The organism is Rhizobacter sp. P2_D12, assembly GCF_056404395.1.
In genome coordinates this window covers 49321-70795 of sequence record NZ_JBFUEB010000018.1, presented here as the reverse complement: position 1 = coordinate 70795, position 21475 = coordinate 49321, and the positions used below count along the sequence as shown (strand labels likewise).

The following is a 21475-nucleotide window of genomic DNA, read 5'->3' as shown; positions in this document are numbered from 1 at the left end:
GCCGGGGGTGCTGTGGTGTAATCCCGCGCATGCCGACCCGTTTTCGACATGCTGCGCTGGTGGGGAAATACCAGGCCCTGGGAATGCGCGGGGTGCTGCAGGACATTGCGCAATTCCTGGGCCGGCAAGGGCTCGAAGTCTCGCTCGAAAGCGAAACCGCCCTCAACACCGGCCTCACCGACTATCCCGCACTGACGCCCGAGCAATTGGGCGCGCATTGCGACCTGGCCGTCGTCGTCGGCGGCGACGGCACCATGCTGGGCATCGCGCGCCAGCTGGCGCGCTTCAACCTGCCGCTGGTGGGCATCAACCAGGGCCGCCTGGGCTTCATCACCGACGTGCCGATCGACCAGTTCGAAGAGGCCCTGTCCCCGATGATCGCCGGCGACTACGAGGAAGAGCGCCGCACCATGCTCGAAGGCGGCGTCTGGCGCGACGGCCGCGTCATCTTCGAAGGCATCGCGATGAACGACGTGGTCGTCAGCCGCGGCGCCACCGCCAGCATGGTGCAGCTGAAGATCGACATCGGCGACGAATTCGTCGCCAACCACCGCGCCGACGGCCTGATCGTCGGCTCGCCCACCGGCTCCACCGCCTACGCGCTGTCGGCCGGCGGCCCGATCCTGCACCCGGGCATCGCCGGCTGGGTGCTGGTGCCGATCGCGCCGCACGACCTGTCCAACCGCCCGATCGTGCTGCCCGACACCGGCGAGATCTGCATCGAGATCGTCGCCGGCCGCGACGCCAGCGTCAGCTTCGACATGCAAAGCCTCGCCAGCCTGCTGCACGGCGACCGCATCATCGTGCGCCGCTCGGCCCACCAGGTGCGCTTCCTGCATCCGCGCGGCTGGAGCTACTACGCCACCTTGCGCGGCAAGCTCCACTGGAACGCCGGACTCTGACCCCATCATGCTCAAACGCCTCGCATTGCGCGATTTCGTCATCGTGACCTCGCTCGAGGTCGACCTCGCCGGCGGCTTCTCGGTGCTGACCGGCGAGACCGGCGCCGGCAAGTCGATCCTGGTCGACGCACTGCAACTGGCCCTGGGCAGCCGCGGCGATGCCGGCGTGGTGCGCGAAGGCGCGGCCCGCGCCGACATCACGGCCGAGTTCGACGCCCCGGCCAGCCTCTCCGCCTGGCTCGACGACGCCGGCTTCGACAACGGCGACAGCCTGTTGCTGCGCCGCGTCATCGATGCGCAAGGCAAGAGCCGCGCCTGGGTCAACGGCAGCCCGGCCACCGTCGCGCAGCTGCGCGAGGCGGCCGACCACCTGGTCGACATCCATGGCCAGCACGCCTGGCAAAGCCTGACGCGCAGCGCGTCGGTGCGCGCCCTGCTCGACGCCTATGCCGGTGTCGACGTCGCGCCGCTCGGCCTCGTGTGGTCCCACTGGAAGGCCGCCGGCGAAGCGCTCGACAAGGCGCGCACGCAGCAGGCCGACCTCGAGCGCGAACGCGAGCGCCTGGCCTGGCAGATCGGCGAGGTCGACAAGCTCGGCCCCGAGGCCGACGAATGGGACACGCTGAATGCCGACCACCAGCGGCTGTCGAACTCGCAGGCGCTGATGGATGCCGCACGCAACGCCCTCGATGCGCTGAGCGAGGCCGACGTCAACGYCGAGTCGCTGACCAGCGGTGCCGCCGAAGCGCTGGGCGACGTGGCCGAGTACGACCCGCGCCTGGCCGCCGTCGCCGAGGTGCTGCAAAGCGCGCAGGCGCAGCTGCAGGACGCGGCGCACACGCTCAGCGGCTACCTGCACCACACCGAGCTCGAACCCGAGCGCCTGCAGGAACTGGACGAGCGCCTGTCGGCCTGGGTCAGCCTGGCGCGCCGCTACCGCCGCCCGCCGGCCGAGCTGCCGGCACTGCTGGCGCAGTGGAAGGACGAGTTGCGCGCGCTCGACGCCGCGACCGACCTCGACGGCCTGGAAGCCGCGCTGAAGCAGGCCCATGCCGCGTTCGGCGCCGAGGCGAAGCGCGTGTCGGCCGCGCGCAAGGCGGCCGCCCCCAAGCTGGCCGCCGCGGTCACGCAGGCAATGCAGCAACTGGGCATGGCCGGCGGGCGCTTCGAGGTGTCGCTGGCCGCGCAGGAAGCGCCGCAGTCGTTCGGCCTCGAATCGGCCGAGTTCCTGGTCGCCGGCCACGCCGGCAGCACGCCGCGTCCGATGGGCAAGGTGGCCTCGGGCGGCGAGCTGTCGCGCATCGCGCTGGCCATCGCCGTCACGACCAGCCAGCTGGCCCAGGGCACCGATGCCGCCGGCACGCTGATCTTCGACGAGATCGACTCCGGCGTCGGCGGCGCGGTGGCCGACACCGTCGGGCGCCTGATGAAGCAGCTGGGCCGCGACCGCCAGGTGCTGGCCGTGACCCACCTGCCGCAGGTCGCCGCCTGCGCCGACCACCATTTCGTCGTCTCCAAGCGCACCGAGGCCGGCAGCACGCACAGCGAGATCCAGGCCGTCGCCGGCGAGGTGCGCGTGGCCGAGATCGCGCGCATGCTGGGCGGCGAGCGCATGTCGGGCACCAGCCTCGCGCATGCCCAGGAGATGCTGTCGGTCGCGGCCGATGCGGCGCCCGCCGCGCGCGGCCGCAAGAAGCCATGAGCGCGCCCGCCGTCGCTGCACCCGCAATCGTCGCGCCGAACGAGGTCGTGCTCGTCACCGGCATCTCCGGCTCCGGCAAGTCGATCGCGCTGCATGCGCTCGAAGACGCCGGCTTCTTCTGCGTCGACAACCTGCCGCCCGAGCTGCTGCGCGACTTCCTGCGCCTCGAGCACGAGCGCCTGATGCGCCGCGTCGCGATCGCGGTCGACGTGCGCAGCGCCGGCTCGCTGCCGCACCTGCTGCCGCTGATCGACGAGCTGCGCGGCGAAGGCGTCGCGATCCGCTCGGTCTTCCTCGACGCCAACACCGACACGCTGGTGCGTCGCTTCTCCGAATCGCGCCGCCCGCACCCGCTGTCGCAGGAAGCCGCGCTGCAGTCGCCGGGCCGCCGCAAGGACGACAAGGCGACCGACGGCCACCGCGCGCTCACCGAAGCCATCGAGCTCGAACGCGAGCTGCTGGCCGAGCTGCGCGAAGTCTCCACCGTCGTCGACACCAGCCAGTTGCGGCCGGCCCAGCTGCGGTTGTGGATGCGCGACCTGGTGCAGGCCACCGCGCACCGCCTGACGCTGGTGTTCGAGTCGTTCGCYTTCAAGCACGGCGTRCCGCTCGACGCCGACTTCGTGTTCGACGTGCGCATCCTGCCCAACCCGCACTACATCCGCGAGCTGCGCCCGCTGACCGGCCGCGACGCCGAGGTCGCCGCCTACCTCGAGGCCCAGCCCGAGGTGGCCGAGATGCTGGCGCAGATCGAAGCCTTCATCGCGCGCTGGCTGCCGTCCTTCGAACGCGACCAGCGCAGCTATCTGACCGTGGCCATCGGCTGCACCGGCGGCCAGCACCGCTCGGTCTATCTCACCGAATCCCTGGCGAAGCGTTTTGCCGCGCGCAGCGGTACATTGATTCGCCACCGCGAGCTCGACGCCCGCGACTGAACCTCGCGGCCCACGAAGCCGCGCCGTTGAATGACTCCCGACATCCCCACCAACACGTCCGACGTTCCGCTGTTTCCGCTGCAGGCAGTGCTGTTTCCTGGCGGCCTGCTGAGCCTGAAGGTGTTCGAGGCGCGCTACCTCGACCTGATGAGCGCGTGCCTGCGCGAGCAGACGCCGTTCGGCGTGGTCGCGCTGCGCCAGGGCGGCGAGGTGCGCAAGCCCGGCGAGCCGGTCGCGCTCGAAGAAACCGGCACGATGGCCGAGTTGCTCGACGTCGACAGCACGCAGCCGGGCATCCTGCACGTGCGCTGCCGCGGCACGCGGCGCTTCGGCGTGAACCAGATGCGCCAGCAGACCGACGGCCTGTGGCTGGCCCAGGTCGACATGCTGGCCGACGACGAGGCCTCGCTGCCCACCGACGCGATGATCGAGACGGTGCGCGGGCTGGCCAATGCGATCGCGACGCTGAAGCAGCAAGGCGCCGAGCCGTTCCTGAAGCCGTTCCAGTTCGACAACGCCGGCTGGGTCGCGAACCGCTGGTGCGAGATCCTGCCGATCTCGCTGGCCGCGAAGCAGAAGCTGATGGAGCTGCCGGACGCCGCGGTGCGGCTTCAGCTGGTCGACGAATTCCTGCGCAGCAAGGGCGTCGTCAAGTAGGCGCTGTCGTCGCCAGCAGCTTGCGCAGCGGTGCGGGCAGGCCCATCGCGAGCGCGGCCGCCGGCGTCACCCACTGGCCCGGGCCGAGCGTCGCGGTGATCGCATCGACGCTGCGCTGCGCGGTGTCGGCGGGCAAGGTCCAGCGCACCGGCTGCAGCGTCCAGTCCAGGTGGGTCAGCACGTGCGTGAAGATCGGCAGGCCTTGCGGCGTGCCGGGCCAGCCGTGCGACGCCGCATCCAGCGCCTCGGGCGTGTCGAATTCGGGCAGGCTCCACAGCCCGGCCCACACGCCGCTGTCGGGCCGCTGCACCAGCCACAGCCGGTCGCCCCACACCATCCACAGCCAGGCATTGCTGCGCCGGCCGCGCTTGAGCTTGCGCGTCTTCACCGGGTAGCGCTCGGGTTCGCCTTCGCGCAGCGCCACGCAGCCGGCGTGCACCGGGCACAGCAGGCAGCTCGGGTTGCGCGCGACGCAGACCGTCGCGCCGAGGTCCATCAGGCCCTGCGTGTACGACTCGATGTCCGCGTCGGGCAGCTGGCGCGTGGCCTCGTCCCACAGCGCGCGTTCCTGGCGCGCTTCGGCGAGATCGCCGTCGAAGCCGAGGAAGCGCGTCAGCACGCGCTTGACGTTGCCGTCGAGGATCGCGACCCGCTCGCCGAAGCAGAAGGCCGCGATCGCCGCCGCGGTGGAACGACCGATGCCGGGCAGGCTTTGCAGCACCGCACTGCTGCGCGGGAACCGGCCGCCGTGCTCGGTGACCACCGCCCTCGCGCAGGCATGCAGGTTGCGCGCACGGCTGTAGTAGCCCAGGCCGCTCCACAGCGCGAGCACGTCGTCCTGCGACGCGGCGGCCAGCGCCTGCACGTCGGGGAAGCGCTGCAGGAAGCGCTCGTAGTAGCCCATCACCGTGCCGACCTGCGTCTGCTGCAGCATGATCTCGGACAGCCACACGCGGTACGGATCGCGCGTCTGCTGCCACGGCAGCGCATGGCGGCCATGGGTGCGTTGCCACGCGACCAGCGGCGTGGCGAAACGGTCCTGCGGGCTCTCCGACAACGTCAGGCTTGAGCGGCGTACAGCGGGATCGAGCCGCTGGCTGCGGCGTTCGACGCAGCGCCGGTCAGTTCCTGGTGCGCCTGCGCCTTCAGGCGGTTGTTCAATTCAGCGCTGCGCGCCTGCAGCTGCTGCAGCTGCGTGTCCTGCGCTTCCAGTTCGGCCAGGCGCTGCTCCAGGTCGCCGGCGGCGGACTGGATGCGCTCGAGCGCCTCGCGGCGGCGGCGGAAGCCGCGGCGCCGCTCGCGCAGCTGCGAATCGACCTGCGCCGAGGCAGTCTTGTTCCACAGCTCGAACTCGCCGCTCGCGTTCTCGAACACCACGCGCAGCTTGGAGACCAGCATGCGCCGGAACTGCTCCATGAACTTCGGCTGCGACAGCCGCAGCGCCTGCGTCAGGCCGAGGTACTGCACGTAGTTGCGCTGGATCAGCGTCAGGTCGTTGACGAAGCGGCCCAGGTCGGGCGTCTTCGTCACGGCCAGGCTGAAGCCGAACTCGGCGTTCAGCTTCGCGAACGACGCCGACAGCATGTCGTGGATCTCGTTGCCGCGCACCTGCGCGGCTTCGAGCAGCTCGCGCAGCCGCGCACACAGCGCGATGAAGGCCTTCTTCGCGCCCAGGTGCAGCAGCGACGCGGTCATCGCGGTCTGCATCTCGGCCACCTCTTCGCGCAGCCGGTCGCTGGTGAGGTCGAGCAAGGCGTTCTTCAGCATGCGGCTGTGCACCATGCGCATCGCCTGCAGGCGCGCGGTGCACTGCTCGAACTCGGCCGTCTCGGCCTGCACGCGCTCGAGCATCAATCGGACCTTGGCGCCGCTCTTGCCGCGCAGCCCGCGCAGTTCGAGCATCTGCTCGGCCATCTGGCGGCGGCGGTCGCCGAGGCGGCGGTTGACCTGCGCCTCCATGCGGTGTGCCGCGTCCATCACGGTCTGCTGCAGCGCCTCGCGGCGCTGCGGCAGCAGTTGGGCACCGAGCGCTTCCTCGAGCAGCGGCAGCCGGCTCTGCGCCAGCGCCGGCGCATCGCCGTCGATGCGCGCGGCCAAAGCCTGGCGTGCCGACAGCGGGAACACGCGCTCGCTTGCGACGTCCAGCGTGCGGGCGGTGGACTGGCGCTGCTGCTCGATCTGCTCCTGCACCCGCTCGACGGTGGCCAGCGGATCCTGCAGCGCATCGATCTTGTTCAGCACGACGAAGGCCGAGCTGGACGGCGCGCCGAGGTGGTCGCGCCAGATCGTCATGTCGGACTTGGTGACGCCGGTGTCGGCGCCCAGGATGAACACGATGGCATGGGCCGCCGGCAGCAGGCTCAGCGTCAGCTCGGGTTCGGCGCCGATGGCGTTCAGCCCCGGCGTGTCCAGCACCACCAGGCCGCGTTGCAGCAGCGGGTGCGGGTAATTGATCATCGCGTGGCGCCAGGCCGGCACCTCGACTTCGCCGGCGTCGTTGGTCGGCGGGTTGTCCTCGGTGTCGTCGTCGTTCCAGAAACCGAGCGCGCGTGCATCGTCGACCGACACCCACTGCGTGCGCATCACCTCGCGCAGCGCTTCGGTGAGCTGGTCGGGCGAGCTGATGTCGAGCGGGATGTGGCCCCAGGCCTTGGGCTGCAGGCGCAGCTCGGCCAGCGACAGGCCCTCGAGCCGGGTGGCGATCGGCAGCAGCGCGAGCGCCGGCGCTTCCTCGGGTTCGTAGCCCAGTTCGACCGGGCACATCGTCGTGCGGCCCGGCGTGGCGGGCAGCACGCGGCGGCCGGTGTCCGAAAAGAAGATCGCGTTGATCAGCTCCGACTTGCCGCGCGAGAACTCGGCGACGAAGGCCACCACCAGCTTCTCGCCCACCAGGCTGCGGCGCAGCGCGTCGAGCGATTCGCTGGCGGCCGCGTCGGCGAGGTCGTGCTCGCTCAGGAAACGGCCGAGCTCGTCGAGCCGGCGGCCGATCGAAAGACGCCACTGGCCCAGCTCGTCGACACTGCTAGCAAAGGAAGATGACATGGGTGGGCGGGCGCGCAGGAAAGAGGCGCGTCGCGCTTTCATGGTAGCGCAAGCTTGTCAGACGACGCCCCGCGGAAACATCTGGACACCCGCCCCCGGTCCCAAGTGTCGATTCCTTTGGATTCAGCGCTGGCATTGCGGGCAGAAGAAGGTCGAACGCTGGCCTTGCACGATGCGCCGGATCTTCGTGCCGCAGACCCCGCAGGGTTCGCCTTCGCGGCCGTAGACCCCCGCCTGCAGCTGGAACGCGCCGGCCATGCCGTGCGCGTCGCGAAAGTCGCGCAGCGTCGAGCCGCCCAGCGCCAGCGCGCGGGCCAGCGTCTCGCGCACCGCAGCGGCCAGCCGCTCGGCGCGCGGGCGGCTGAGGCGGTCGCTGCGCAGCCGCGGGTTGATGCCGGCGGCGAACAGCGCCTCGCAGGCGTAGATGTTGCCGGCACCGACGACGATGTCGCCGGCCAGCAGCGCCTGCTTGATCGCGACGCGCCGGCGCTTCAGCGCGGCGTGCAGGTGCGCGCCGGTGAACGCCGGGTCGAAGGGCTCCAGGCCCAGCCCGGCAATCAGCTTGCCCGCGGTGCCGCCATCCAGCGCCTCGGACCACACCACCGCGCCGAAGCGGCGTGGGTCGGTCAGGCGCAGCGTGCCGCGCGTGGTGGCGAGGTCGAAGTGGTCGTGCGCGCCCGGCAGGCCGGGATCGTCGCTGAAGGCCAGCGAGCCCGACATGCCCAGGTGCATCAGCAAGCCGCCGGCTGCCGCGCCGCCAGGTTCACCCCCGGTCAGGGGCAGCCACAAATATTTACCTCGGCGCGACGCCTGGCCGACCTGCAGGCCGACCAGGCTGCCGGGCTCGCGGCCGAGCGGCCAGCGCAGCGGTTTGCCCAGGCGGGCGGCGGTGACGCGCGCCCCGGCGATGCGCTCGGCAAAGCTCTGGCGGGTGACCTCGACTTCGGGAAGTTCTGGCATGGAGGGGGAATTATCGCGAGCGGGCGCGGTCGGATGGATTTCCGGGCGGCGAGCCGGGCCTTTCGGGGCCGCGCCAGACCCTAGAATCATCCACGGTTTCAGGAGCATTGCATGCCGGCCCTTTCCCTCGTTCCCCACGCGACGCGCGCAGCGGTCGCGGTGGCCTGTGCGCTGGCATTGACGCAGGGCGCATCGGCGCAGGCGGACAAGGCCGTGCCGGCCGAAACAGCCGCCAGCGCTGCCAGCGGCCTGGCCGCCGAGGCGCCGCCGGTCGACAACTCGGCCCTCGACGCGCCGCTCTTCTACCAGTTGCTGATCGGCGAGATGGAGCTGCGCTCCGGCGAGGTCGGCACCGCGTACCAGGTGCTGCTCGATGCGGCACGCAAGACGCAGGACCCCGAGCTCTTCCGCCGCGCCACCGAGATCGCGCTGCAGGCGCGCGCCGGCGACCAGGCGCTCGCCGCCGCGCAGGCGTGGCGCGCCGCGATCCCCGACTCGATCGAGGCGATGGGCTACCAGGTGCGGCTGCTGATCGCGCTGAACCGCCAGGCCGAGATCACCGAGCCGATGCGCGCGATGCTGGCCGCGACGCCGGCCGCCGAGCGCTCGCAGCTGATCTCGTCGCTGCCGCGCCTGCTGGCGCGCGCCACCGACAAGACGCAGACGGCCGAGCAGCTGCAGGCGCTGCTCGAGCCTTCGCTCGAATCGCCCGACACCCGTGCCGCGGCGCGGGTGGCCATCGGCCGTGCCTGGCTGGCCGCCGGCAATGGCCAGCGCGCCTTCGACCTGGCGCGCGAAGCCCACCAGCTCGACCGCACGGCCGAGGCCCCGGCCCTGCTGGCACTCGAGCTGCTCGCCACCGGCCAGCCGGTCGAGCCGCTGGTCGACGACTTCCTCGCGGCGCAGCCGAAGAACAGCTCGTTCCGGCTGGTCTATGCCCGGGTGCTGAACTCGGCGCAGCGCTACGCCGATGCCGTGCCGCAGCTCGAGGCCGTGACGCGCGCCGACCCGCAGTTGCCCACGCCGTGGCTCACGCTCGGTGCGCTGCACCTGGAACTGCGGCACCCGAAGGAAGCACAGGCTGCACTGATGCAGTACGTGCAGCGTTCGGGCAACGGCAGCTTCGCGCAGGCACCCGCGCCGGCGCGCAGCACACCGCCCCCGGCCGACGACGATGACGACGGCGACGAACCGCCCCCCACCGGCGACCAGGGCTTGGTGCAGGCCTACCTGCTGCTGTCGCAGGCCGCGGAGCAGCAGCGCGACTACGCAGGCGCCGAGGCGTGGCTCAAGAAGGTCGACAGCCCGCAGCGCGCGCTCGAGGTGCAGGCGCGGCGGGCGTCGCTGCTGGCGCGCCAGGGCAAGGTGAAGGAAGCCCGCGAGCTGATCCGCCGCACGCCGGAGAAGACCACCGAGGACGCCCGCGCGAAGCTGCTGGCCGAGGCGCAGGTGCTGCGCGACGTCAAGCAATGGGGCGAGGCCAACACCGTGCTCGCGAAGGCCAACACGCGCTTCCCGAACGACCCCGACCTGCTGTACGAGCAGTCGATGATGGCCGAGAAGCTGAACCGCATGGACGAGATGGAGCGCCTGCTGCGCCGCGTGATCGAGCTGAAGCCCGACCACCACCATGCGTACAACGCGCTGGGCTATTCGCTGGCCGAGCGCAACCAGCGCCTGCCCGAGGCGCGCGAGCTGATCCGCAAGGCACTCGACCTGGCGCCGGGCGAACCCTTCATCACCGACAGCCTGGGCTGGGTCGAGTACCGGCTCGGCAACCGCGCCGAGGCGCTGCGCCTGCTGCAGCAGGCGTACCGCTCGCGGCCGGACGTCGAGATCGCGGCCCACCTGGGCGAGGTGCTGTGGGTCAACGGCCAGCGCGACGAGGCGCGCAAGGTGCTGCGCGATGCGCGCACGCGCGACAACGCGAACGACGTGCTGAAGGAAACGCTGGCGCGGCTGCGGGTCGACCTGTGAGCCTGCGGCGTTTCGTTCCGTGGCTCGCGGCGTGGGCACTGGCGGCATGCACGACGCTGCAGCCGCAGGCGCCCACGGCGTCGTCCGAGCGGGTGTCGGGCCGGATGTCGGTGAAGGTGGATGCGACGCCATCGGCCCCCGGCCGATCGGTCAGCGCGAGCTTCGAGCTGCAAGGCACGCCGCAGGATGGACGGCTCGACCTGTCGACCCCGCTGGGGACGACGATCGCCCAGGCCCGCTGGTCCGGCAGGCAGGCCGTGCTGACCACCGGCGGCGAGCAGCGCGCCTACCCGGATCTCGATGCGCTGACCCAGGACATGCTGGGCGAGAGCCTGCCCATCGTCGCGCTGTTCGACTGGCTGCGCGGCCGCGCCTGGAGCGGCGCGCCGAACCGCCCGAGCGCGCCGCCGGCCGAGGCCGGCTTCCAGCAGCTGGGCTGGGACGTGAACCTGGCGCACTTCGACGAAGGCTGGGTCGTCGCGCAGCGACCGCAGGCGCCGGCCGTCGTCGTGCGGGCCCGAATCGATCGCCCCTGAACGATGAGCCTGACCGCGCTGTACGACGTGGCCGCCCCGGCCAAGCTGAACCTGTTCCTGCACATCACCGGCCGGCGCGACGACGGTTACCACCTGCTGCAGTCGGTCTTCGTACCGATCGACTGGGCCGACACGCTGCACTTCGAGTTGCGCCGTGACGGACAGTTGGCGCGGCACGACCTGAGCGCCGCGCTGCCGGCCGACGACCTGTGCCTGCGCGCGGCGCGCGCGTTGCAAGCCGCCTCGGGCACGACGCTGGGGGCCGACATTTCCGTCGACAAGCAGGTGCCCTGGGGCGCGGGCATGGGCGGCGGCAGCTCCGATGCAGCCAGCACGCTGCTGGCGCTGAACCGGTTGTGGCAACTCGGCTGGCCGCGCGACAAGCTGATGGCGCTCGGGCTGACACTCGGGGCCGATGTCCCCTTCTTCCTGGGCTCGGGCAGCGCCTGGGTCGAGGGCATCGGCGAGAAGCTGACCCCGCTGGCCCTGCCGGCCCAGTGGTTCGCGGTCGTGAAGCCTGCCGCGAGCATCGAAACCCGTGGCATCTTTCTCAGCCCGCTGCTGGTCCGCAATACGGATGCTGCTATACTCGCAGGCTTCCTTGAGGACGGCGGTGTACAGCGTCTTGAGGCAGGATTCGGTCGCAACGATTTGCAGCCTCCCGCCGAAAGCCAGTGCCCCGATGTGGCGCAAGCCGCACGCCTGCTCGAGGCCCGGTTCGGCAACAGCCGCATGACGGGCTCGGGCAGTGCGGTGTTCGCAAGGGCTGGCACAGACGACACGCCCACGGCGACAATGCCACCGGATCTTCCGGCGGGCTGGGTGGGTCGGATGTGCCGAAGCCTGGTGCAGCATCCCTTGCGGGATTGGTGAGCCGGCTGACAAGTTGAAGGTGGGTCGCATCCCGATGGATGCGGCCAACCGGTGTAGGGGAGTCGCCAAGTTGGTTAAGGCATCGGATTTTGATTCCGACATGCGAGGGTTCGAGTCCTTCCTCCCCTGCCAAATCATTTGATGGTTGTTTCCCGGTGCCTGCCTTGGGCACGCGGGGCTGAAACGGAAGGTGGGTGCGCGGTGACCACGAATGCGCCCCTGATCGCACCCCGCAAGAGCCTCGACGGAGGAAACGTGCTTTTCAACACCGTGCTGTTCACCGGCAATGCGAATCCCGCCCTGGCGCAGGAAATCGCATCGCACCTGGGCATCGAACTCGGCAAGGCCTCGGTCGGCCGCTTCTCCGACGGCGAAGTCGCCATCGAGATCCAGCAGAACGTCCGCGCACGCGACATCTTCATCGTCCAGCCCACCTGCGCGCCGACGAACGAGAACCTGATGGAGCTGTGCATCATGGTCGATGCACTGAAGCGCGCCTCGGCGCGCCGCGTCACCGCCGTGATCCCCTACTTCGGCTACGCCCGCCAGGACCGCCGCCCGCGCTCCACCCGCGTGCCGATCAGCGCCAAGGTCGTCGCCAACATGCTCGAGGCCGTCGGCGTCGAGCGGCTGCTGACGATGGACCTGCACGCCGACCAGATCCAGGGCTTCTTCAACATCCCGGTCGACAACATCTACGCGTCGCCGGTGCTGCTGTCCGACCTGCAGAGCAAGCGCTACAAGGACCTCGTGGTCGTGTCGCCGGACGTCGGCGGCGTGGTGCGCGCCCGGGCGCTGGCCAAGCAGCTGGGCTGCGACCTGGCCATCATCGACAAGCGCCGCCCGAAGGCCAACGTCTCCGAGGTCATGCACGTGATCGGCGAGATCGACTCGCGCAACTGCGTGATCATGGACGACATGATCGACACCGCCGGCACGCTGGTGAAGGCGGCCGAGGTGCTGAAGGAGCGCGGCGCGAAGAACGTCTACGCGTACTGCACGCACGCCGTCTTCTCCGGCCCGGCGATCGAGCGCATCAAGGGCTCGCAGCTCGACGAAGTCGTCATCACCAACACCATCCCGCTCAGCGACGAGGGCAAGACCTGCTCGAAGGTGCGTCCGCTGTCGGTGGCTTTCCTGTTCGCCGAGACCATCCGCCGGATTTCCGACGGTGAATCGGTGACGTCCTTGTTCGCGGAACAGAACAGCAACTTCTGATCCGCAGACAGCGGCGGGCGCTTCGAACGCCCGCCGTGCCCTTGGGGTCGCAAGACCCTGTTATCCAGACGCCTGGTCGCGGGTGTCTTCCATCATTGGAGTCAACATGAAATTCGTCGCATTCGAGCGCAAGCTGCAGGGGACCGGAGCGAGCCGCCGCCTGCGCTTGGCTGACAAAGTCCCCGGCATCGTCTATGGCGCCGGCACCCCTTCGATGATCGAACTCGATCACAACGCGCTGTTCCATGCGCTGAAGAAGGAAGCCTTCCACTCGTCCATCCTCGAGATGGAACTGAACGGCAAGAGCGAACAGGTGCTGCTGCGTGACTACCAGATGCACCCCTTCCGCCAGATCGTGCTGCACATCGACTTCCAGCGTGTCGATGCCACCACCAAGATCGTCAAGAAGGTGCCGCTGCACTTCATCAACGAAGAAAACTCGCCGGCCGTCAAGACCGACGGCTGCCTGGTGAACCACGTCGCCACCGAGCTGAAGATCCAGTGCCTGGCTTCGCAGCTGCCCGAGTTCCTGACCGTCGACCTGGCCGAGCTGGTCAAGGGCCAGTCGCTGCACGTCAGCGACCTGAAGCTGGCCGACGGCATCAAGGTCGTCACCCAGGGCAAGCCGAACCCCGTGATCGTGTCGACCTCGGTCCCGGTCGAGGAAGAAGCCGCCCCGGTGGTCGTCGCTGCCGCCCCGGCTGCCCCGACCAAGGGCAAGAAGGACGAGAAGCAGAACCGCAAGTAAGCCGTCCGGCCTGCTGCCCTGCGCACGAAGCCCCGCCCTGGCGGGGCTTCTTTCATTGAGGCGCCGGTTTCACCACGGTGTCCGCCGGGCCCAGCAGGCGTCCGTCCTGCGCCCTCAGCTCGAGGCGCCGCACTGGCCGGCCGCTCTTCACGTCGACCAGCTGGACGTGCGTCTCGCCGGGGTCGAAGAAGTGGTCCTCGCCCCATTGGCGCAGCGCCACCAGCACCGGGAACAACGCGACACCCTTCGGCGACAGCACGTACGCCTGGTAGGCACTGCCGTCCGACGCCGGGGCCGTCTCGAGGATGCCGTGCTCGACCAATTTGCGCAGCCGCGCCGCAAGGATGTTCTTGGCCAGGCCCAGGCTCTTCTGCAGCTCGCCGAACCGGTGCAGCCCGTCGAACACGTCCCGGATGATCAGCAGCGACCACCAGTCGCCGATCGCATCCAGCGGCCGCGCGACCGGGCAGCTGGCATCGCTGTGGCTGGTTCGTTTCACCATCGCAAGACCTTCTCCATCAATCTGGTTGCATTGTAAAACCAGGTCGGGTACAAACGCGATCTGGTTTTTTTATGCAACCAGATTCGATCCACCCACCGAGAAGGTTTCCCATGACGAGATATCGCATCCTCGAGATCGACGGCCTGAAGCTGTTCTACCGCGAGGCCGGCGAGCGCGGACGGCCGGTGCTGCTGCTGTTGCACGGCTTTCCCGCGTCGTCCTTCATGTTCCGCGACCTGATGCCCCGGCTCGCCGACCGCTTCCACCTGGTCGCGCCCGACTACCCCGGCTTCGGCCACAGCGACGCGCCGTCGCCGGCCGCGTTCAGCTACACCTTCGACCGCCTGGCCGAGGTGATGGAGCAGCTGGTCGACCGCCTCGGGCTCGAGCGCTACGGGCTGTACCTGCAGGATTTCGGCGGGCCGGTGGGGTTTCGCATCGCGAGCCGTCGGCCGCAGAAGGTGTCGTTCCTGGTCGTGCAGAACGCGAACGCCTACGACGAGGGCCTGCCCGACGGCTTCTGGGCCCCGGTGCGCCGGCTGTGGCAGGACCCGTCGCCCGCCAACCTCGCGTTGATCCGCGAGGCCGCGATGTCGGACGAGGCCCTCGCGTGGAACTACACCCATGGCGTCGCCGAGCTCGACAGGATCAGTCCCGACAGCTGGGTGCTGCAGCGCGCGCTGCTCGATCGCCCGGGCCACCGCGAGATCATGCTGGCGCTGCTGCGCGACTACGGCTCCAACCCCGGGCGCTATCCGCAGTGGCAGGCCTACTTCCGCGCGCACCAGCCGCCGACGCTGATCACCTGGGGGCAGAACGACGTCATCTTCCCCGCGGCCGGCGCGCACCCGTACCGTCGCGACCTGAAGCAGGTCGACTTCAACCTGCTGGACGCCGGGCACTTCGCGCTCGAAGACCAGGGCGACGCGATCGCGGCCCACATCCTGCGCTTCGCCGACACGCTGGTGCTGCAGTGACGCCGCCGCTGCCGCGGGCCGTCGTGCTGCTGATGGCCGTGGCCTGCGGCCTGGCCGTCGCCAACGTCTACAGCGCGCAGCCGCTGCTCGACGTGCTGGCCGCCGAGTTCGGCATCCGCCACGCGCACATCGGCAGCGTGGTCACGCTGACCCAGGCGGGCTACGGCATCGGGCTGCTGGCCCTGGTGCCGCTGGGCGACCGGGTCGACCGGCGCCGCCTCATCATCGTGCAGGTGCTGGCGTCGGTGATCGCGCTCGGCCTGGTCGCGCTGGCGCCGAACGCACCGGTCGTCCTGGCCGGCATGGCCGCGGTCGGCGTCATCGCCGTCGTGACGCAGTTGCTGGTCGCCCATGCCGCGGCGCTGGCGCATCCGGCGCAGCGGGGCCAGGTGGTCGGCAGCGTGACGAGCGGCATCGTCGCCGGCATCCTGCTGGCACGCGGGGTGTCGGGGCTGGTGTCCGACCTGTTCGGCTGGCGCGCCGTCTATGCGCTGGCCGCGCTCGCCAATGCGGTCGTCGCGGCGCTGCTGGTCAAGGCATTGCCGGCACAGCCGCGTGCTGCGTCGCGCATGCACTACCTGGCCCTGGTCGGCTCGACGTTCCGCTTGCTCGCAGAGGAGCGCGTGCTGCGCATCCGCGCCATCCTCGCGCTGCTGGTCTTCACCGCGATGAGCCTGCTGTGGACGCCGATGGTGCTGCCGCTGCGCGAGCCGCCTTTCCTGCTGTCGCACGGCGAGATCGGCCTGTTCGGGCTGGCCGGCCTGGTCGGGGCGCTCGGCGCGGCGCGCTCGGGCCGGCTGGCCGACAGCGGCCACGCGCAGCGGACCACCGGCATCGCACTCGCGCTGATGCTGCTGTCGTGGCTGCCCAGCGCGATGCTGCCGGTCTCGCTGTGGGGCCTGCTCGCCGGCGTGCTGCTGCTCGATTTCGGCCTGCAGTCGGTCCACGTGACGAACCAGAGCCTGATCTACCGCGTGCGACCCGAGGCCCAGAGCCGGCTGACGGCGGCCTACATGTTGTTCTATTCGATCGGCAGCGGCCTGGGGTCGACGCTCGCGACGCTCGCCTACGCGCGCGCCGGCTGGACGGCCGTGTGCCTGCTCGGTGCATGCACCAGCGCGCTGGCCCTCGTCTTCTGGGCCGCCACCCGGCACCTGACGCCGGATCGTGCAAGCGGTTTCATAGCTCACGTTTGACACACGACTCGCGCGCTCCCTTGGCCTTACCGTGCGCTCCATCGCAAACCCGGGGAACCCCCAATGTCGAGATCGATCACTCATGTGGGAGCCGCGCTGCTGGCGCTCGGCGCGCTGCTGGGCGCCAGCGCGCATGCCGCGGACGCCAGCGCCGTCTGCCTGTACGAACACGTCAACTACCAGGGTGCGTCGACCTGCACCGGCACCGGCAGCGGCTGGATCGGCAGCGCCTGGAACGACCGCGTGTCGTCGGTGAAGGTGCATGCCGGCTGGCAGGTCGAGCTGTTCGAACACGCCAACTACGGCGGGCGCTCGCTGAAGCTCAGTGCCGATTCCGCGAACCTGGTGCCGCTGGGTTTCAACGACTTCGTCTCGTCGTACAAGATCACCCAGCTCGACACCGGCGGCCTGCCGCCCAAGGTGGTCGGCGGCTACTACCCCGACTGGAAACCGTCGCCGCTGCGCATCCGCGACCTGCCGGCCAACTACAACCTCGTCTACCTGTTCGCGGCCCGCCCGGTCGGCGGCGCGCCGGGCACGACCGGCGCGGTGGTGTGGACGCCGCCCGGCGACGGCCGCGGCGCCGCCAGCAACCTGAAGGCCGACATCCAGGCCGCCCGCACGACGCAGGGCCGCAAGGTCATCCTGTCGGTCGGCGGCGCCGGCAACGGCATGAGCTTCCCGAACCGCAGCAAGTCGCAGAACTTCGTCAACAGCGTCGTCGCCATCGTCAACCAGCTGGGCGGCATCGACGGCATGGACTGGAACACCTTCGAAGGCAGCCAGGCGCCCGACACCAGCGAGATGATCTGGATCAGCCTGGAACTCAAGCGCCGCTTCCCCGGCTTCGTGATCAGCGCGCCGCCGGCGCCGTGGAACGCGGTCGACAAGGTGTTCTGCAAGGCGATGGTCGATGCCGGTGCGATCGACTACTGCGCGCCGCAGTACTACGACGGCCCCAACCTCGCCGAGACCGCTTATGTCGTCAACAGCGTCAGGGAATGGGTCGGGCTGCTGGGCGCCGAGCACGTGGTGGTGGGCTTCGGCATCAACGCCGGCGTCACGAACTACATGACGCGGCAGCAGGCCATCGACACCTGGAACCAGGTCAAGGCCAACCACCCGGCGATCCGCGGCGCGTTCGACTGGGAGATCGGCACCGACGAGACGCAGGGCTGGCCGTTCGCCAACGGCGTCGGGCCTCTCGTGAAGCAGTGAGGTCGTTCCGTACCGGTCCGGGGCGCAGACCCCCTGGTCGATAATCGGGCCCATGATTCGACTGATGGTGGGCCTGGGCAACCCCGGGCCGGAATACGAAGCGACCAACCACAACGCCGGCTTCTGGTGGATCGACGCCGTGGCGCGCGAATGGAAGGTCTCCCTGGCGCCCGAGCGCAGCTACTTCGGGCTCGTCGCCCGCGTCAACCGCGCCGACGGCCCGGTCTGGTTGCTGGAGCCGCAGACCTACATGAACCTGTCGGGCAAGGCGGTGGCGGCGCTGGCGCGCTTCTTCAAGATCGCGCCGAACGAGATCCTCGTCGCGCACGACGAACTCGACCTGATGCCCGGCCAGGCCAAGCTGAAGCTCGGCGGCGGCCATGCCGGCCACAACGGGCTGCGCGACATCCACGCCCAGCTCGGCAGCCCCGACTACTGGCGGCTGCGGCTGGGCATCGGCCACCCCGGCGTCAAGGCCGAGGTCATCGACTACGTGCTGCGCAAGCCCAAGCCCGAGGCGCGCGACGCGATCGAGCAGACGATCGCGAAGACGATGACGGTGCTCGACCTGATCGCCGCCGGCCAGATGGAAGCCGCGACGATGAAGCTGAACGCCAAGCCGCCGCGGCCGAAGCCGCCGCGCCCGGTGGCGCCGGACACCCCCGTGGAGACGCCCGAATGACCGCATCCCTTGCCGCTGCCGCCGTCATCGTCCTGCTGGCGTCCGGCAGCCCGGCGCAGACGGTGTACCGCTGCGGCCCGGACCGCAACGTCTATTCGCAGACGCCCTGCGCCGACGGCACATCGATCAACGCCGAAGACCGGCGCACCGCGCAGCAGCGGTCCGAGGCCGAGGCGGCCGCGCGCAAGGAAGCCGGCATCGGCACGCAGATGGAACGCGAGCGGCTGGCCCGCGAAGCCGCCGCGCACGCCCCCACCGCGATCGGCCTGAACCAGGTCAAGCCGGTGGCGCATGCCGCCTCGGCGCCCAAGGCGTCCAAGCGCAAGTCATCGAAGCCGAAGAAGAATGGCGACCTGACGGTCATCGTGCCGGCGGCCAAGCCGAAGAAGCCGGCCGCGCCCTGAGGCCCGCCCGCGGCTCAGCCTTCGCCCTGCCCCTGCAGCCGCCGGTACTTGGCCCACAGGCTGTCCTGCGTCTCGACGTGCTCGGGGTTGATCGGGATGCAGCTCACCGGACACACCTGCACGCACTGCGGCTCGTTGAAGTGCCCGACGCATTCGGTGCACTTGCCCGGATCGATCACGTAGTACTCCGGCCCCATCGAGATCGCCTGGTTCGGGCACTCGGGCTCGCACACATCGCAGTTGATGCATTCGTCGGTGATCATCAGGGCCATGCTGCCAACCTCGGGGAAGCGCTCAAACGTCCGACTTCACGCGCTGCTTGAGCCGGTTGAGCACCGAGGGTGACACGAACTTCGAGACATCACCGCCCAAGGTGGCAATCTCGCGCACGAAGGTGCCGGACACGAACTGGTAGTGGTCGCTGGGCGTCAGGAAGACCGTCTCGACCTCGGGCATCAGCTGGCGGTTCATGCCCGCCATCTGGAACTCGTACTCGAAGTCGCTGACGGCACGCAGCCCGCGCACCACCACCTTGCCGCCATGCGAGACCACGAAGTCGCGCAGCAGGCCGCGGAAGGCGATCACCTCGATGTTGGGATGCTTGGCCGCCAGCTCCTGCGCGATCTCGAGCCGTTCGTCGATCGTGAACATCGTGCGCTTGTGGTGCCCGGCCGCGACCGCGACGATCAGCCGCTCGAACAGCCGGGCGGCGCGCCGCATCAGGTCTTCGTGGCCCAAGGTCATCGGGTCGAAGGTGCCGGGGTAGACGGCAGTGAGGCGGGTCACGGAGGTCAAGGCGGGCTCCTTCAGGCCGGGGGTCATCGCGTCAGGCATTGACCGGCGCAGTGTAGCTGCGCTGCAGCAGATGGAAATGCACCGCGCCGGCGCGCCCCTGCCGGTGCACCGCCAGCCCGAGCGGCGCCAGCTCGGCCTCGCCGAAAGCCCGGTCGGCCTCCAGGTAGACGAAACCGCCGTCGACCACCAGCGGCGCCGCGGCCTTCAGCGCCGGAACGAAGACCTCGGCATCGAAGGGCGGATCGATGAAGACCAGCTCGTAGCGCGCCGGCGCGCCGCGCGCCATCCAGGCCAGCGCGTCGGCGGCCTCGATGCGCACCATGTCGGCCTTCAGCCGCACCTGCACCTCGCGCAGCCCGCGCGCCAGCCGGGTATCGCGCTCCAGCAGCGTCACCTCGGTCGCGCCGCGCGACGCGGCCTCGAAGCCCAGCGCGCCGCTGCCGGCGAAGGCGTCCAGGCAGCGCCAGCCGTCCAGCGACTGGCCCAGCCAGTTGAACAGGGTCTCGCGCACGCGGTCGGGCGTCGGGCGCAGCCCCGGGGCATCGGCCACCGGCAGCTTGCTGCGCTTCCAGACGCCGCCGATCACGCGCACTTCGCGCGGCGGCGCGGCCTTGCCGCCTTTCGCGACCGCTTTCACAGCCGCACCGGGATGCCGCGTGCCGCCATCAGCGCCTTGGCCTCGCCGACGGTGTGCTGGCCGTAGTGGAAGATGCTGGCGGCCAGCACCGCATCGGCACCACCCTGCTGGATGCCCTCGGCCAGGTGCTCCAGCGTGCCGACCCCGCCCGAGGCGATCACCGGCACGTCGACCGCGTCGCTGACGGCGCGCGTCAGCGGCAGGTTGAAGCCGATGCGCGTGCCGTCGCGGTCCATGCTGGTCAGCAGGATCTCGCCGGCGCCGCATTCGGACATGTGGCGCGCCCACTCGACCGCGTCGAGCCCGGTGTTGCGGCGCCCGCCATGGGTGTAGACCTCCCAGCCGGCGCCGTTCTCGCGCGCCTTGGCGTCGATCGCCACCACGATGCACTGCGCGCCGTATTTCGCCGACGCGTCGCGGATCACCTGCGGGTTGGCCACCGCGGCGGAGTTGAAGCTGACCTTGTCGGCACCGGCGTTCAGCAGCGTGCGGACGTCGTCCACCGTGCGCACGCCGCCGCCCACCGTCAGCGGGATGAAGACCTGCGAGGCCACCGCCTCGATCATGTGCAGCAGCAGGCCGCGCCCGTCGCTGGTGGCGGTGATGTCGAGGAAGGTGATCTCGTCGGCGCCCTGGTCGTTGTAGCGCGCGGCGATCTCGACCGGGTCGCCGGCATCGCGCAACTCGACGAAGTTGACGCCCTTGACGACGCGCCCGCCCGTGACGTCCAGGCAGGGGATGATTCGCTTGGCCAGCATCAGGATCCGCTCAGTTGCCGTTCAGTTCGTCGGCACGTTTCTGCGCCTGCGCGAAATCGAGGTTGCCGGTGTAGATGGCGCGGCCGCAGATGACGCCTTCGACGCCCTGCTCCTCGATCGCGCACAGCCGCTCGATGTCGGCCAGGTCGGACAGCCCGCCCGACGCGATCACCGGAATCGACAGCGCCTGCGCCAGCTTGACGGTGGCATCGATGTTGATGCCGTTGAGCATGCCGTCGCGGCCGATGTCGGTGTAGATCACGCCTTCGACGCCGTAGTCCTCGAACTTCTTCGCGAGGTCGACCACCTCGTGGCCGGTCAGCTTGCTCCAGCCGTCGGTGGCGACCTTGCCGTCCTTGGCGTCCAGCCCGACGATGATGTGGCCGCCGAAGGCGCTGCAGGCGTCCTTCAGGAAACCGGGGCTCTTGACCGCGGCGGTGCCGATGATCACGAAGCTCAGGCCGTCGTCGAGGTAGCGCTCGATGGTGTCGAGGTCGCGGATGCCGCCACCGAGCTGCACCGGGATGTCGTCGCCCACCTCGGCCAGGATGGCCTTGATCGCCGCCTCGTTGACCGGCCTGCCGGCGAAAGCGCCGTTCAGGTCGACCAGGTGCAGGCGCCTGGCGCCCGCATCGACCCATCGTCGCGCCATCGCGGCCGGGTCCTCGCTGAAGATGGTGGAGTCATTCATGTCGCCCTGCTTGAGGCGGACACAGTGACCGTCTTTCAGGTCGATGGCGGGGATCAGCAGCATGG

The 21475-nt window shown here is 70.0% G+C and carries 23 protein-coding genes and 1 tRNA gene; 15 read left to right on the top strand and 9 right to left on the bottom strand.

Going from position 1 to position 21475, the window contains the following annotated elements; translation table 11 throughout:
* Nucleotides 1-29 precede the first annotated feature (29 nt).
* From AC1DYN_RS08700 to AC1DYN_RS08685, 4 genes are read left to right on the top strand one after another with little or no spacing between them, the layout of a single operon-like run.
* Entirely contained in the window at nt 30-902 is an 873-nt protein-coding gene (locus AC1DYN_RS08700; protein WP_477958723.1) for an NAD kinase, read from the top strand.
* Nucleotides 903-909: 7 nt separating this feature from the next.
* The gene (recN, locus tag AC1DYN_RS08695) at nt 910-2604 is read left to right on the top strand and encodes a DNA repair protein RecN (RefSeq protein ID WP_477958722.1); all 1695 of its coding nucleotides are present in this window, start codon (nt 910-912) and stop codon (nt 2602-2604) included.
* Nucleotides 2601-3539, top strand: a complete 939-nt coding sequence (gene rapZ, locus AC1DYN_RS08690) for an RNase adapter RapZ (protein ID WP_477958721.1) — start codon at nt 2601-2603, stop codon at nt 3537-3539. Before recN ends, rapZ begins: the two co-directional genes overlap by 4 nt.
* Before the next feature lie 30 nt (nt 3540-3569).
* Nucleotides 3570-4196: an LON peptidase substrate-binding domain-containing protein gene (locus AC1DYN_RS08685; protein ID WP_477958720.1), complete on the top strand. Its 627-nt coding sequence runs from the start codon at nt 3570-3572 to the stop codon at nt 4194-4196.
* On the opposite strand, the gene mutY is transcribed toward AC1DYN_RS08685, so the two are convergent.
* The 3 genes from mutY to mutM form a co-directional block, all read right to left on the bottom strand.
* A complete protein-coding gene (gene mutY, locus AC1DYN_RS08680; RefSeq protein WP_477958719.1) occupies nt 4189-5253 on the bottom strand; it encodes an A/G-specific adenine glycosylase in 1065 nt (354 codons plus the stop codon). The genes AC1DYN_RS08685 and mutY overlap by 8 nt on opposite strands.
* Before the next feature lie 2 nt (nt 5254-5255).
* Entirely contained in the window at nt 5256-7238 is a 1983-nt protein-coding gene (locus tag AC1DYN_RS08675) for a dynamin family protein (RefSeq protein WP_477958718.1), read from the bottom strand.
* 123 nt (nt 7239-7361) lie between these two features.
* Entirely contained in the window at nt 7362-8198 is an 837-nt protein-coding gene (mutM, locus tag AC1DYN_RS08670; RefSeq protein ID WP_477958717.1) for a bifunctional DNA-formamidopyrimidine glycosylase/DNA-(apurinic or apyrimidinic site) lyase, read from the bottom strand.
* A 111-nt stretch (nt 8199-8309) separates the two neighbouring features.
* On the opposite strand from mutM, the gene AC1DYN_RS08665 reads away from it, so the two are divergent.
* From AC1DYN_RS08665 to AC1DYN_RS08640, 6 genes are all read left to right on the top strand, one after another.
* Nucleotides 8310-10175 (top strand): tetratricopeptide repeat protein, encoded by a 1866-nt coding sequence (locus AC1DYN_RS08665; protein WP_477958716.1) that lies wholly within the window; start codon nt 8310-8312, stop codon nt 10173-10175.
* A complete protein-coding gene (locus AC1DYN_RS08660; RefSeq protein ID WP_477958715.1) occupies nt 10172-10711 on the top strand; it encodes an outer membrane lipoprotein LolB in 540 nt (179 codons plus the stop codon). The genes AC1DYN_RS08665 and AC1DYN_RS08660 overlap by 4 nt, the downstream gene beginning before the upstream one ends.
* A 3-nt stretch (nt 10712-10714) precedes the next feature.
* Nucleotides 10715-11584 (top strand): 4-(cytidine 5'-diphospho)-2-C-methyl-D-erythritol kinase, encoded by an 870-nt coding sequence (gene ispE / locus AC1DYN_RS08655; RefSeq protein ID WP_477958714.1) that lies wholly within the window; start codon nt 10715-10717, stop codon nt 11582-11584.
* Between the two features lie 55 nt (nt 11585-11639).
* Nucleotides 11640-11716, top strand: a tRNA-Gln gene (locus tag AC1DYN_RS08650).
* A gap of 123 nt (nt 11717-11839) precedes the next feature.
* On the top strand, nt 11840-12802 hold the full coding sequence (locus tag AC1DYN_RS08645; protein ID WP_477958713.1) for a ribose-phosphate pyrophosphokinase: 963 nt from the start codon (nt 11840-11842) through the stop codon (nt 12800-12802).
* Nucleotides 12803-12908: 106 nt separating this feature from the next.
* Nucleotides 12909-13550, top strand: a complete 642-nt coding sequence (locus AC1DYN_RS08640) for a 50S ribosomal protein L25/general stress protein Ctc (RefSeq protein WP_477958712.1) — start codon at nt 12909-12911, stop codon at nt 13548-13550.
* Between the two features lie 52 nt (nt 13551-13602).
* Here the strand turns inward: AC1DYN_RS08640 and AC1DYN_RS08635 are convergent, their stop codons facing one another.
* The gene (locus AC1DYN_RS08635) at nt 13603-14052 is read right to left on the bottom strand and encodes a winged helix-turn-helix transcriptional regulator (RefSeq protein WP_477958711.1); all 450 of its coding nucleotides are present in this window, start codon (nt 14050-14052) and stop codon (nt 13603-13605) included.
* Nucleotides 14053-14162: 110 nt separating this feature from the next.
* Here AC1DYN_RS08635 and AC1DYN_RS08630 point away from each other — a divergent pair, with 110 nt between their 5' ends.
* From AC1DYN_RS08630 to AC1DYN_RS08610, 5 genes are all read left to right on the top strand, one after another.
* Nucleotides 14163-15029 (top strand): alpha/beta fold hydrolase, encoded by an 867-nt coding sequence (locus AC1DYN_RS08630; RefSeq protein ID WP_477958710.1) that lies wholly within the window; start codon nt 14163-14165, stop codon nt 15027-15029.
* Nucleotides 15026-16225 (top strand): MFS transporter, encoded by a 1200-nt coding sequence (locus AC1DYN_RS08625; protein WP_477958709.1) that lies wholly within the window; start codon nt 15026-15028, stop codon nt 16223-16225. The genes AC1DYN_RS08630 and AC1DYN_RS08625 overlap by 4 nt, the downstream gene beginning before the upstream one ends.
* A gap of 63 nt (nt 16226-16288) precedes the next feature.
* Complete coding sequence (locus AC1DYN_RS08620) at nt 16289-17443, top strand: peptidase inhibitor family I36 protein (protein WP_477958708.1); 1155 nt, start codon at nt 16289-16291, stop codon at nt 17441-17443.
* A gap of 52 nt (nt 17444-17495) precedes the next feature.
* Complete coding sequence (pth, locus tag AC1DYN_RS08615; protein WP_477958707.1) at nt 17496-18125, top strand: aminoacyl-tRNA hydrolase; 630 nt, start codon at nt 17496-17498, stop codon at nt 18123-18125.
* Nucleotides 18122-18529: a hypothetical protein gene (locus tag AC1DYN_RS08610; RefSeq protein WP_477958706.1), complete on the top strand. Its 408-nt coding sequence runs from the start codon at nt 18122-18124 to the stop codon at nt 18527-18529. Before pth ends, AC1DYN_RS08610 begins: the two co-directional genes overlap by 4 nt.
* A 14-nt stretch (nt 18530-18543) precedes the next feature.
* On the opposite strand, the gene AC1DYN_RS08605 is transcribed toward AC1DYN_RS08610, so the two are convergent.
* The 5 genes from AC1DYN_RS08605 to hisA are packed head-to-tail and all read right to left on the bottom strand — an operon-like array spanning nt 18544 to nt 21473.
* A complete protein-coding gene (locus AC1DYN_RS08605) occupies nt 18544-18801 on the bottom strand; it encodes a YfhL family 4Fe-4S dicluster ferredoxin (protein ID WP_477958705.1) in 258 nt (85 codons plus the stop codon).
* A 22-nt stretch (nt 18802-18823) separates the two neighbouring features.
* On the bottom strand, nt 18824-19324 hold the full coding sequence (gene coaD, locus AC1DYN_RS08600; protein WP_477958704.1) for a pantetheine-phosphate adenylyltransferase: 501 nt from the start codon (nt 19322-19324) through the stop codon (nt 18824-18826).
* A gap of 31 nt (nt 19325-19355) precedes the next feature.
* Nucleotides 19356-19961 (bottom strand): 16S rRNA (guanine(966)-N(2))-methyltransferase RsmD, encoded by a 606-nt coding sequence (gene rsmD, locus AC1DYN_RS08595; protein ID WP_477958703.1) that lies wholly within the window; start codon nt 19959-19961, stop codon nt 19356-19358.
* The gene (hisF, locus tag AC1DYN_RS08590) at nt 19958-20719 is read right to left on the bottom strand and encodes an imidazole glycerol phosphate synthase subunit HisF (protein ID WP_477958702.1); all 762 of its coding nucleotides are present in this window, start codon (nt 20717-20719) and stop codon (nt 19958-19960) included. Before hisF ends, rsmD begins: the two co-directional genes overlap by 4 nt.
* Before the next feature lie 10 nt (nt 20720-20729).
* Complete coding sequence (gene hisA / locus AC1DYN_RS08585) at nt 20730-21473, bottom strand: 1-(5-phosphoribosyl)-5-[(5-phosphoribosylamino)methylideneamino]imidazole-4-carboxamide isomerase (RefSeq protein WP_477958701.1); 744 nt, start codon at nt 21471-21473, stop codon at nt 20730-20732.
* Between the last annotated feature and the right edge of the window lie 2 nt (nt 21474-21475).

Excerpts from the sequence above, each read along its gene's own strand:
- hisF (WP_477958702.1), bottom strand. The coding sequence starts at position 20,719 with ATGCTGGCCAAGCGAATCATCCCCTGCCTGGACGTCACGGGCGGGCGC.
- ispE (WP_477958714.1), top strand. The coding sequence starts at position 10,715 with ATGAGCCTGACCGCGCTGTACGACGTGGCCGCCCCGGCCAAGCTGAAC.
- hisA (WP_477958701.1), bottom strand. The coding sequence starts at position 21,473 with ATGCTGCTGATCCCCGCCATCGACCTGAAAGACGGTCACTGTGTCCGC.
- AC1DYN_RS08675 (WP_477958718.1), bottom strand. The coding sequence starts at position 7,238 with ATGTCATCTTCCTTTGCTAGCAGTGTCGACGAGCTGGGCCAGTGGCGT.
- AC1DYN_RS08630 (WP_477958710.1), top strand. The coding sequence starts at position 14,163 with ATGACGAGATATCGCATCCTCGAGATCGACGGCCTGAAGCTGTTCTAC.
- pth (WP_477958707.1), top strand. The coding sequence starts at position 17,496 with ATGATTCGACTGATGGTGGGCCTGGGCAACCCCGGGCCGGAATACGAA.
- AC1DYN_RS08635 (WP_477958711.1), bottom strand. The coding sequence starts at position 14,052 with ATGGTGAAACGAACCAGCCACAGCGATGCCAGCTGCCCGGTCGCGCGG.
- AC1DYN_RS08605 (WP_477958705.1), bottom strand. The coding sequence starts at position 18,801 with ATGGCCCTGATGATCACCGACGAATGCATCAACTGCGATGTGTGCGAG.
- AC1DYN_RS08640 (WP_477958712.1), top strand. The coding sequence starts at position 12,909 with ATGAAATTCGTCGCATTCGAGCGCAAGCTGCAGGGGACCGGAGCGAGC.
- AC1DYN_RS08610 (WP_477958706.1), top strand. The coding sequence starts at position 18,122 with ATGACCGCATCCCTTGCCGCTGCCGCCGTCATCGTCCTGCTGGCGTCC.
- mutM (WP_477958717.1), bottom strand. The coding sequence starts at position 8,198 with ATGCCAGAACTTCCCGAAGTCGAGGTCACCCGCCAGAGCTTTGCCGAG.
- AC1DYN_RS08685 (WP_477958720.1), top strand. The coding sequence starts at position 3,570 with ATGACTCCCGACATCCCCACCAACACGTCCGACGTTCCGCTGTTTCCG.
- AC1DYN_RS08620 (WP_477958708.1), top strand. The coding sequence starts at position 16,289 with ATGTCGAGATCGATCACTCATGTGGGAGCCGCGCTGCTGGCGCTCGGC.
- AC1DYN_RS08700 (WP_477958723.1), top strand. The coding sequence starts at position 30 with ATGCCGACCCGTTTTCGACATGCTGCGCTGGTGGGGAAATACCAGGCC.
- AC1DYN_RS08665 (WP_477958716.1), top strand. The coding sequence starts at position 8,310 with ATGCCGGCCCTTTCCCTCGTTCCCCACGCGACGCGCGCAGCGGTCGCG.